The organism is Mycobacterium sp. IS-1590 (assembly GCF_001500025.1).
In the GTDB taxonomy this organism is placed as follows: domain Bacteria; phylum Actinomycetota; class Actinomycetes; order Mycobacteriales; family Mycobacteriaceae; genus Mycobacterium.
In genome coordinates this window covers 22,491-33,103 of sequence record NZ_LQIW01000022.1, presented here as the reverse complement: position 1 = coordinate 33,103, position 10,613 = coordinate 22,491, and the positions used below count along the sequence as shown (strand labels likewise).

At 67.8% G+C, this 10,613-nt stretch carries 9 protein-coding genes; 6 read left to right on the top strand and 3 right to left on the bottom strand.

Annotation, left to right across the window (positions count from 1 at the left end):
• The 6 genes from secD to AU197_RS14675 form a co-directional block, all read left to right on the top strand.
• On the top strand, positions 1-1,219 hold a 1,219-nt coding region (gene secD, locus AU197_RS14700; protein WP_064403441.1), incomplete at its 5' end, for a protein translocase subunit SecD.
• A gap of 1 nt (position 1,220) precedes the next feature.
• Entirely contained in the window at positions 1,221-2,501 is a 1,281-nt protein-coding gene (gene secF, locus AU197_RS14695; protein WP_064403440.1) for a protein translocase subunit SecF, read from the top strand.
• 3 nt (positions 2,502-2,504) lie between these two features.
• Complete coding sequence (locus tag AU197_RS14690; RefSeq protein WP_082696683.1) at positions 2,505-4,196, top strand: ABC transporter substrate-binding protein; 1,692 nt, start codon at positions 2,505-2,507, stop codon at positions 4,194-4,196.
• A complete protein-coding gene (locus tag AU197_RS14685; protein WP_064403446.1) occupies positions 4,163-4,729 on the top strand; it encodes an adenine phosphoribosyltransferase in 567 nt (188 codons plus the stop codon). The genes AU197_RS14690 and AU197_RS14685 overlap by 34 nt, the downstream gene beginning before the upstream one ends.
• Before the next feature lie 86 nt (positions 4,730-4,815).
• Entirely contained in the window at positions 4,816-7,170 is a 2,355-nt protein-coding gene (locus AU197_RS14680; RefSeq protein WP_064403445.1) for a RelA/SpoT family protein, read from the top strand.
• Positions 7,171-7,318: 148 nt separating this feature from the next.
• Positions 7,319-7,612, top strand: coding sequence for a DUF4333 domain-containing protein (locus tag AU197_RS14675; RefSeq protein WP_064403439.1), 294 nt, complete (start codon positions 7,319-7,321; stop codon positions 7,610-7,612).
• A gap of 4 nt (positions 7,613-7,616) precedes the next feature.
• On the opposite strand, the gene AU197_RS14670 is transcribed toward AU197_RS14675, so the two are convergent.
• Genes AU197_RS14670 through AU197_RS14660 form a run of 3 tightly spaced genes read right to left on the bottom strand, consistent with a single transcriptional unit; the run spans position 7,617 to position 10,604 of the window.
• Positions 7,617-8,600 (bottom strand): peptidylprolyl isomerase, encoded by a 984-nt coding sequence (locus AU197_RS14670; protein ID WP_064403438.1) that lies wholly within the window; start codon positions 8,598-8,600, stop codon positions 7,617-7,619.
• Entirely contained in the window at positions 8,597-9,730 is a 1,134-nt protein-coding gene (locus tag AU197_RS14665) for a SecDF P1 head subdomain-containing protein (RefSeq protein WP_064403437.1), read from the bottom strand. The genes AU197_RS14670 and AU197_RS14665 overlap by 4 nt, the downstream gene beginning before the upstream one ends.
• 4 nt (positions 9,731-9,734) lie before the next feature.
• Positions 9,735-10,604 (bottom strand): peptidylprolyl isomerase, encoded by an 870-nt coding sequence (locus AU197_RS14660; protein ID WP_064403436.1) that lies wholly within the window; start codon positions 10,602-10,604, stop codon positions 9,735-9,737.
• Between the last annotated feature and the right edge of the window lie 9 nt (positions 10,605-10,613).

Genomic DNA, 10,613 nt, shown 5'->3' with positions numbered 1-10,613 from the left:
TGACGGTTCGGGCGCCCCCGAGCCGACCCCGGGCGCCCCCGAGCCGTCACCCGCGCCGGGTGCTCCCGAACCCTCACCGACGCAGACCGCGCCGACGTCGCCGGAGAACATTCCGCTGGCGCAGCGCATCGCCGACGAGAAGCAGTTGCGGCAGAGCACAGATCAGCAGGTCCAGATCCTGGCACTGCAGTTCCAGGCCACTCGCTGCGGCGAGGACGACGTCCTCGCAGGCAACGACGACCCGAACCTGCCGCTGATCACCTGCGGTCGGGATGGCAACGTCTATCTGCTCGACAAGTCGATCATCAACGGAGAGCAGATCCAGGACGCCACCTCCGGTCTGGACCAGCAGCGCGGTGAGTACGTCGTCGACGTCCAGTTCAAGGGCGACGGCGCGAAGACGTGGGCGGATTTCACCGCTGCCAACGTCGGGACGCAGACCGCGTTCGTGCTCGACACGAAGGTGATGAGCGCGCCCGAGATCCGTGAGCCGATCCCCGGCGGCCGCACACAGATCAGCGGACAGTTCACTCAGCAGTCGGCCCGCGAATTGGCCAACGTGCTGAAGTACGGTTCGCTGCCGTTGTCCTTCGAGTCGTCGGAAGCTGAAACCGTCTCCGCCACACTGGGTCTGTCGTCACTGCGCGCGGGCTTGATCGCCGGTGCGGTCGGGCTGGCGTTGGTGTTGGCCTATTCGTTGCTCTACTACCGGATGCTGGGCGTGTTGACCGCCCTGTCGCTGGTCGCTTCGGGCGCAATGGTTTACGCGATACTGGTGCTTCTGGGCAGATGGATCGGTTACACACTGGATTTGGCCGGTATCGCGGGTCTGATCATCGGTATCGGTATGACCGCCGACTCGTTCGTGGTGTTCTTCGAGCGCATCAAAGACGAGATACGCGAAGGGCGTTCGTTCCGGTCGGCGGTGCCGCGCGGTTGGGCGAGGGCCCGCAAGACGATCGTGTCCGGCAACGCGGTGACGCTGCTCGCCGCCGCGGTGCTCTACGTTCTCGCGGTCGGTCAGGTCAAGGGCTTCGCGTTCACCCTGGGTCTGACCACCATCCTCGACGTCGTCGTGGTCTTCCTGGTGACGTGGCCGCTGGTGTATCTGGCCTCGAAGTCGCCGACCCTGGCCAAGCCTTCGTTGAACGGACTCGGTGCGGTGCAACAGATCGCCAGGGAGCGACGAGCGGCCGCCCATGCGACGGGACGGGACTGATATGGCGCCCAAAGAGTCATCGGACGAACAGCAGACCAGCGCCGTGGAGGCGCCGGACCTCGAGTCAGCCACGCCTCGCCACGGCTTCTTCGTCCGCCTCTACACCGGCACCGGTGCCTTCGAGGTCATCGGCAAGCGCAAGCTGTGGTACGCGGTCAGCGGTGCGATCGTGCTGGTCTGCCTGGCCAGCATGCTGCTGCGCGGCTTCACCTTCGGCATCGACTTCGAGGGCGGCACCAAGGTGTCGATGCCCACCGCAACCGAGTCGGGCACCGTGACCACCCAGCAGGTCGAGGACGTGTTCAGCAAGACGCTGGGCAAGAGCCCGGAGTCGGTGGTCGTGGTCGGCAGCGGCGGATCGGCCACCGTGCAGATCCGCTCCGAGACGCTGACCAACGAGGAGACCGAGGAGCTGCGCACCGCGCTGTTCGATGCGTTCAAGCCGAAGGGGGCCAACGGGGAGCCCAGTAAGCAGGCCATCAGCGACTCCGCGGTGTCGGAGACGTGGGGCGGCCAGATCACCCAGAAGGCGTTGATCGCGCTGGTGGTGTTCCTCGTGCTGGCGACGGTCTACATCATGCTGCGCTACGAGCGCTACATGTCGATCGCGGCGATGGCGACGCTGGTGTTCGACCTCGTGGTCACCGCCGGTGTCTACTCGCTCGTCGGTTTCGAGGTCACCCCGGCCACGGTGATCGGCCTGCTGACGATTCTGGGCTTCTCGCTCTATGACACCGTCATCGTGTTCGACAAGGTCGAGGAGAACACCCACGGCTTCGAGCACACCACGAGACGTACGTTCGCCGAGCACGCCAACCTCGCGGTCAACCAGACCTTCATGCGGTCCATCAACACCAGCCTCATCTCCGTGTTGCCGATCGTGGCGCTGATGGTCGTGGCGGTCTGGCTGCTGGGTGTGGGCACGCTGATGGACCTGGCGCTGGTGCAGCTGGTCGGCGTCATCGTCGGCACCTATTCGTCGATCTTCTTCGCGACCCCGCTGCTGGTGACGCTGCGCGAACGCACCGACCTCGTGCGCAACCACACCCGCCGGGTGATGAACCGCCGCAAGAACGCGGCGACGAGGGCCTCCCAGGCGGAGGGATCCGACGACGACAGCGATCAGCCGGAGACCGTCGGCGCCGCCGCGACGGCGCGTTCCGACACCGCGACACGGACCACTCCGCCGCCCGACAAACCCGCACCGGGGGCGCGGCCGGTGCGGCCGACCAGCAGCCGGACCGGACGTCCGTCGGGTAAGCGCGACACGCGGCGGCGGTAGGGGATGAGCGCCGGCAAGCGGGCGGGCAGCCGGCCCGCGGGGGTAGTGAATCCGATCCGGCGTTGTGGTGCCCTGGCGGCCGTCCTGGTGCTCGCCGCCTCGTTGGCGTCGGCGTGCACGCGCAGCCCTGCCGACAGCATCGACTACGCCGTTGACGGCACGCTGATCACCTACAACACCAACACCGTCGCCGGCGCCGCTTCGGCCGGGCCGCAGGCGTTCGCGCGGGTGCTGACGGGCTTCAACTACCACGGACCCGACGGCCAGATCGTCGGCGACCACGACTTCGGAACCATCTCGGTCGTCGGCAGGCAACCGCTGGTGCTCGACTACGAGGTCAACGCGAACGCGGTGTACTCCGACGGCAAACCGATCACCTGCGACGACGTCGTGTTGGCCTGGGCGTCGCAGTCCGGGCGGTTCCCGGACTTCGACGCCGCCAGCCGCGCGGGCTACAGCGATATCGCCACGGTGGACTGCACGCCGGGGCAGAAGAAGGCACGGGTGTCGTTCGCGCCCGATCGTGGATTCGTCGACTTCGGTCAGCTGTTCTCCGCGACGTCACTGATGCCGTCCCACGTCATCGCGGACCAACTGGGTCTCGGCGACGGCGGAGTCACCAGGGCCATCCTCGAGAACGACGGCGCCGCGGTGGAGCGCATCGCGCAGGTCTGGAACACAGGCTGGGACCTCAAGCCTGATCTCGACCTGAAGAAGTTCCCCTCGTCGGGGCCCTACAAGCTGGACTCGGTGACCGAGGACGGGGCCGTCGTGCTGGTTGCCAACGACAAGTGGTGGGGTGCCGAGCCGGTGACCAAGAAGCTCACCGTGTGGCCGCGCGGCGCCGACATCCAGGAGCGTGTCAATCAGGGCGCCTACGACGTCGTCGACATCGCCACCGGATCGTCGGGCACGCTGAACATGCCCGATGACTACGTGCGCACCGATGCCCCGTCGGCCGGCATCCAGCAGCTGATCTTCGCGCCGCAGGGGCCGCTGGCGGCCACGCCGGCTCGTCGCGCGCTGGCCCTCTGCACGCCGCGCGACGTGATCGCCCGCAACGCCGAGCAGCCCATCGCCGATTCGCGGCTCAATCCCGCGACCGAGGATGCCTACAGCGACGCCGAGGCCGGTCCGGAGCCCGGCCAGTTCGTCGCGGCCAACCCCGACGCCGCTCGGGCCGCGCTCGACGCGCGCCCCCTCACCGTCCGCATGGGGTATCAGAGCCCGAACGCGCGACTGGCGGCGACCGTGGGCGCCATCGCCAAGGCGTGTGCGCCGGCCGGGATCACGGTCGAAGACGCCGCGGGGGACACCGTGGGCCCATTGTCGTTGCGCAACAACGAGATCGATGTGCTGATCGCCAGCACGGGCGGTGCCGCGGGCAGCGGGTCGACGGGTTCGTCGGCGATGGACGCGTACCAGTTCCACACCGGAAACGGAAACAACCTGCCGCGCTACTCCAACCCGCAGGTCGACCGGGTCATCTCGGCGATCGCCATCACCAACGACCCCAAGGAGATGGCCCGGCTGCTCGGCGAGGGCGGCCCGGTGCTGTGGGCCGACATGCCGACGTTGCCGCTGTACCGACAGCAGCGAACGGTGCTCACATCGAAGAAGATGTTCGCCGTGAGCAGTAATCCGACGCGGTGGGGCGCGGGATGGAACATGGACCGGTGGGTGTTGGACCGGTGAGCGCCGGCAACGACGACATCTCGACGCTGATCGCGCAAATGATGCGCGAGGTGCCCGACTTCCCGGAACCGGGGGTCGCGTTCAAGGACCTCACCCCGCTGCTCGCCGACGCGCGTGGGCTGGCCGCGGTCACCGACGCGCTCGCCGACATCGCCCGCGGCGCGGACCTGGTGGCGGGAATCGACGCCCGCGGCTTCCTGCTCGGCGCGGCGGTCGCGTTGCGCCTGGGCACCGGCGTGTTGGCGATCCGCAAGGGCGGCAAGCTGCCGCCGCCCGTGTTCAGCCAGACCTATGCGCTCGAATACGGTACGGCGACACTGGAGATCCCGGCCGACGGGGTCGACCTCGGCGGCCGCAATGTGCTCATCGTCGACGATGTGCTGGCCACCGGCGGCACCGCGGCTGCCGCGGTCAAGCTGCTACAGAGCGCGGGTGCGTCCGTGCCGGGCGCCGCGGTGCTGCTCGAGTTGACCGCGCTGGGCGGCCGCGCAGCGCTCGATCCGTTGCCGGTCACGTCGCTGTACCGGGTCTGAGGGATATCCTCGAAGACGCGCGTCGGCGACGCCGCTGTCGCGACCGATGAGCGCTTCTGCGCGAACGAGAAGACCGGGAGGTGACCATGGCTGAGGACCCCGGCACGGGCCAGGCCGTGCAGTCAGCGCCCCCCGGCGCCCAGATCCCCGAGACGCAGCCGCTGGAGATGCCGAAGCCCTCCGCGAGCGCGTCACGCCGCGTGCGGGCTCGGTTGGCGCGCCGGATGACGTCGCAGCGCAGTGCGATCAACCCGGTGCTGGAGCCGCTGGTCGCCGTCCACAAGGAGATCTATCCGAAGGCCAATCTGCAGTTGCTGCAGCGGGCCTACGAGGTGGCCGAGCGGCGGCACGCCGATCAGCTGCGCCGCTCGGGTGATCCCTACATCACCCATCCGTTGGCGGTGGCCAACATCCTGGCCGAGCTCGGCATGGACACCACCACGCTGATCGCGGCGCTGCTGCACGACACCGTCGAGGACACGGGATACACCCTGGAAGCGTTGACCGAGGAGTTCGGCACCGAGGTCGGCCATCTGGTCGACGGTGTCACCAAGCTGGACAAGGTCGCGCTGGGCACCGCCGCGGAGGGCGAGACCATCCGCAAGATGATCATCGCGATGGCGCGGGACGCGCGCGTGCTGGTGATCAAGGTCGCCGACCGCCTGCACAACATGCGCACGATGCGTTTTCTGCCGCCCGAAAAGCAGCAACGCAAGGCGCGCGAGACGCTGGAAGTCATTGCCCCACTTGCGCATCGACTGGGCATGGCGACGGTCAAGTGGGAACTCGAAGACCTCGCCTTCGCGATCCTGCACCCCAAGAAGTACGAGGAGATCGTGCGCCTGGTCGCCGACCGCGCGCCGTCCCGCGACACCTATCTGGCCAAGGTGCGCGCCGAGATCACCGCGACGCTCAATGCGTCGAAGATCACCGCGGTGGTGGAGGGCCGTCCCAAGCACTACTGGTCGATCTATCAGAAGATGATCGTCAAGGGCCGCGACTTCGACGACATTCACGACCTCGTCGGCGTGCGTATCCTGTGCGACGAGATTCGGGACTGCTACGCGGCTTTGGGCGTGGTTCATTCGCTGTGGCAGCCGATGGCGGGGCGGTTCAAGGACTACATCGCCCAGCCGCGGTACGGCGTGTATCAGTCGTTGCACACCACCGTCGTCGGACCCGAGGGCAAACCGCTGGAAGTGCAGATCCGCACCCACGACATGCACAAGACGGCCGAACTGGGTATCGCCGCGCACTGGCGCTACAAGGAAACCAAGGGCCGCAACGCCGTTCCGAACCAGCACTCGTCGGCCGAGATCGACGACATGGCGTGGATGCGGCAGCTTCTGGACTGGCAGCGTGAGGCCGCCGACCCCGGCGAGTTCCTGGAGTCGCTGCGCTACGACCTTGCGGTGCAGGAGATCTTCGTCTTCACCCCCAAGGGCGATGTCATCACGTTGCCGACCGGGTCGACGCCGGTGGACTTCGCCTATGCGGTGCACACCGAGGTCGGTCACCGCTGTATCGGCGCACGCGTGAACGGCCGCCTCGTCGCGTTGGAGCGCAAGCTCGAAAACGGGGAAGTGGTCGAGGTTTTCACGTCCAAGGCGCTCAACGCCGGCCCGTCACGCGACTGGCAGACCTTCGTGGTCTCACCGCGCGCAAAGGCCAAGATCCGGCAGTGGTTCGCCAAGGAACGCCGCGAGGAGGCGCTCGAAGCGGGTAAGGACGCCATCGCACGCGAGGTTCGGCGCGGCGGACTTCCGTTGCAGCGTCTGATGAACGCCGAGTCGATGGGGGCCCTGGCTCGCGAACTGCGGTATGTCGACGTCTCGGCGCTCTACACCGCGGTGGGCGAGGGCCATGTCTCGGCGCGGCATGTGGTGCAGCGACTGGTCGCCCAAGTCGGTGGCGACGAGGAGGCCTCCGACGAACTCGCCGAACGTTCGACGCCCGCGACGATGCCGGTGCGTCAGCGCACCAACGACGATGTCGGGGTCGCTGTGCCGGGCGCTCCCGGTGTGCTGACCAAGCTGGCCAAGTGCTGCACGCCGGTGCCCGGCGACAACATCATGGGCTTTGTCACCCGCGGCGGCGGGGTCAGCGTGCACCGCACCGACTGCACGAACGCCGGGTCGCTACAGCAGCAGTCGGAGCGGATCATCGACGTGAAGTGGGCGCCGTCGCCGTCGTCGGTGTTCCTGGTCGCCATCCAGGTCGAGGCGCTCGACCGGCACCGCCTGCTGTCGGATGTGACGCGGGTGTTGGCCGACGAGAAGGTCAACATCCTGTCCGCGTCGGTGACGACGTCCAACGACCGGGTGGCCATCAGCCGGTTCACCTTCGAGATGGGCGACCCCAAACACCTGGGCCACGTGCTCAACGTGGTGCGCAATGTGGAGGGCGTGTACGACGTCTACCGGGTCACGTCCGCGGCGTGAGCCGCAATTGGGCAGAAGCGGCGTGAGCCGCAATTGGGCAGAAGCGGCGTGAGCCGCAATTGGGCAGAAGCGGCGTGAGCCGCAATCGGGGTTTTGGCAAATTTCGCCGAAGGGCGTCAATTTTTGCCGGTTCTGGGATACTGCGACGATGCGCCCCGCGGTAATCGTCTTGCTCGTCTCTCTGGGAGTAGCGGTCGCCGGTTGCGGATCGACGATCAAACCGGAAGGCGCTGCCCAGGCTGTCGTCGACCTCGTCTCCGAGCAGACCGGGTTCAAACCCACCGACGTGAAGTGTCCCGACGGCGTCGAGGCCGAAGAGGGCGCGAAGTTCGAATGCAAGTTCACTGGACCCGAGGGCGAGGAGTACACCGCGAACATGCGGGTGACCAAGGTCGAGGACGAGGACGTCGAGTTCTACATCGAGACCGCCCCGACCGAGTAGCCGATCAATCCAGCCGGATCGATTCGACGACGACATCGGCCACCGGCGGGCCGTCCTCGTTGCCGTCGGCGACCCCCTCGGCCGCGATCTTGTCCAGCGTCGCCAGCCCGGTCTGGTCGATCGTGCCGAACACCGTGTACGTCGGCGGAAGCTGTGAATCCTCGTAGACGAGGAAGAACTGGCTGCCGTTGGTGCCGACGCCCGCATTGGCCATCGCCAGCGTCCCGCGCGGATAGCGGACCGGCGATCGCAGCGCCGGATCGCTCAACCGGTACTGGTTGGTCGGGTATTCGTTCGGGAACTGATACCCGGGGCCGCCGGTACCGGTGCCGCCTGGGTCGCCGCACTGCAACACCCCGAGATGCACGGCCGTTGTCAGCCGGTGGCAGGGGGTGTCGTCGAAATAGCCCTGCTGGGCCAGGCTGGCGAAGTTGTTGACCGTGCACGGGGCTTTGGCGTTGTCCAGTTGCAGGCCGATGTTGCCTTGGTTGGTGGTGATGCTGGCGCTGACCTTGGCGGGGTCCGTGGGCACCCGGCCGGTGCGCGGCGGCGTGACCGGCTTGCTCGACGGTTCGGGGCTCCGCGGGTACTGGCAGTTCGCGCCAAGCGTCGCGGGCGGGTCGAACTTCGGGAGCTCGTCGACCGCCAAGCCCCCCGTCGCGGCGTCGTCGGGAATTACGCCGTCGAACCTCGCGAGGTCGCGTCCCACCGCCGCGAGGACGACGACGCTGACGACGACGACCAGCACCGCCAAGATCGTCACCAGATACCCGATGACCAACCCCGCGATCGCCAGCCCGCGGCCCTCCTCACCGGACTTCTTGATCTGCGACAGCGACACGTGCCCGAACACGATGCCCAGCGGCGCGAACACGAACGCGCACACCAGCGCCGCGACGGCCAGCGAGTTGGTCTGCCTGGGCGGCGGATACGGGGCGTAGCCCAGCGAGTACCCGCCGTATGGCGGTGGTTGCGGCGACGCGGTCATCGAACTGCTCCCGAGGCCGTGCGACGGCGCACGACATACACGACGGCTCCGACGAGAGCAGTCGACAACACGACCCCACCGGCAAGCAGTCCGATGCGTAGCGGTGTCGAACCCGGTTGCCCCGGAACCGTTTCCGGTGTTGACGACTCGAATTTCAGCGAAACAGGCAGGGCGTCGTGGCTCAAGAGGCTTGCCAGCGCACGGGCGTTGCCTGCCGTGAACTGGCCGGTGATCTGGGTGCGCCCGTTCGGGATGGGTTCGCTGATCTCGGGTGCGCTGACCACCTTCGTGTCCAATACGAACGCGGCCCGGGCGCCGGTGTTCGCGGCGGTGAAGTCGGCCCAGACCTGGCTGCCGTCGCCGTCGAATTGAAGGTCAACGACATACTCGCCCCGCTTTACGTCCAGGTCAGCGGTGGCGTCCACGATCTGCTCACTGGTGATGATCGCCTTGTCGAGCAGATACACCTCCTCGTTGTCCTGCGAGCAGGTGATGAGGGGCAGATTCGGGTCGTCATGGCCGGCCAGATCGTCATCGTTCGCGCAACGAGTCGCCTGGAACTGTAAAGCCATGAGTTGCATCTGCTCGTCGGTGCTCTGTCGCAACTGTTGCTCGTTGGCGATACGGCGCGCCAGCCCGGGGTCGGGCGGTCGCGGCGCCGCGGGGGTCGCGGAGGTCGCGGTACTGGGCTCTGCCGGGATCGCATGGATCACCGGACGGATGTGCATCCGTCCGGTCCGGCCGACGGCACGTACCGCGTCGGCGTCGCCGGGGGCGGTGACGGTCAAAGCGTCGCCGTCGGAGGTCACCTGCGCATTCCGTAATCCCATCTCGTGCGCTCGCGCGGCGACCATGTCGCGCGTCTGGGACAGCGCCTCCGGGGAAGGCGCTGAGCCGTCCAGCGCGTGCACGCTGAACGTGACCTGCGTGCCGGCCCGTGGGCCGGTGCCCATCCATTCCGCCCGCGTCAGAACCGCTACCGCGGCATACCCCATGAACAGCGCGGCCAGCAGCGACAACACGAGGTAAGGACCGGCGAGTGAGGGTCGCTTGGGCGGCGGGTAGGAGTACTTCTGCGCCGGATGGCCGTACGGCGGCGGGGGACCGCCGTCGGGCGGGGGCGCGGTCACGGCGTCAGTCCAACAGGATCGACTTCACGGTGACCGGGGTGGCCGGCGCGCCGTCCTGACCGCCGCCCTCGACCCCGCCCTGTGCGATCTTGTCCAACGTGGCCAGGCCGGTGTCGTCGACGCGGCCGAAGACCGTGTAGTTCGGCGGCAGCTTGGAGTCCTGGTAGACGAGGAAGAACTGGCTGCCGTTGGTGTTCGGGCCGGCGTTGGCCATGGCCAGGGTGCCGCGCGGATAGGTGACCGGCTCTTGCAGCTTGGGGTTGTCGGGCTGGAATTGGTTGGTCGGGTACTCGTTGGCGAAGGAGTAGCCCGGGCCGCCGGTGCCCTTGCCGGTCGGGTCGCCGCACTGCAGCACCTTGAGCTGGTCGGCGGTGGTCAACCGGTGGCAGGGGGTGTTGTCGAAGTAGCCTTGCTGGGCGAGGCTGGCGAAGCTGTTCACGGTGCACGGCGCCTTGCCGTTGTCGAGCAGCAGACCGAGGTTGCCCTGGTCGGTGGACATGCTGGCGCTGATCTCGGCGGGTTCGGTCGGCACCTTGCCGGCGCGGGGCGGATTCACCTGCTTGCTGGCCTGCTCTGCGGAGGCCGGGTACTGGCAGTTCTCGCCGAGCCCGGCCGGAGCCGCGAACGCGGGCAGCGACCCCGGCGCCGTCGGGGCGGCCGAAGTGGGGGAGGTTTCGGTGGCGGCCGCGGTCTGGCTGTCCGAGTCGCGGTTGGTGACGACGAGCGCGACGACCGCGGCGATCACGACGATCGCGCCGGCGACCGAGCCGATGATCGTGTACAAACGCCGCTTGCGTGCCTTTTCCGCGCGGCGCTCCAACTGCCGCTCGAGCTTGCGCTTCGCTGTGGCCCGGCGCTGTTCGTTGGTCGGCACCGCTGCTGT

What these genes read in the sequence shown, in the direction of transcription:
- secF (WP_064403440.1), top strand. Translation starts at nt 1,221, where the DNA reads ATGGCGCCCAAAGAGTCATCGGACGAACAGCAGACCAGCGCCGTGGAG.
- AU197_RS14690 (WP_082696683.1), top strand. Translation starts at nt 2,505, where the DNA reads ATGAGCGCCGGCAAGCGGGCGGGCAGCCGGCCCGCGGGGGTAGTGAAT.
- AU197_RS14685 (WP_064403446.1), top strand. Translation starts at nt 4,163, where the DNA reads ATGGAACATGGACCGGTGGGTGTTGGACCGGTGAGCGCCGGCAACGAC.
- AU197_RS14680 (WP_064403445.1), top strand. Translation starts at nt 4,816, where the DNA reads ATGGCTGAGGACCCCGGCACGGGCCAGGCCGTGCAGTCAGCGCCCCCC.
- AU197_RS14675 (WP_064403439.1), top strand. Translation starts at nt 7,319, where the DNA reads ATGCGCCCCGCGGTAATCGTCTTGCTCGTCTCTCTGGGAGTAGCGGTC.
- AU197_RS14670 (WP_064403438.1), bottom strand. Translation starts at nt 8,600, where the DNA reads ATGACCGCGTCGCCGCAACCACCGCCATACGGCGGGTACTCGCTGGGC.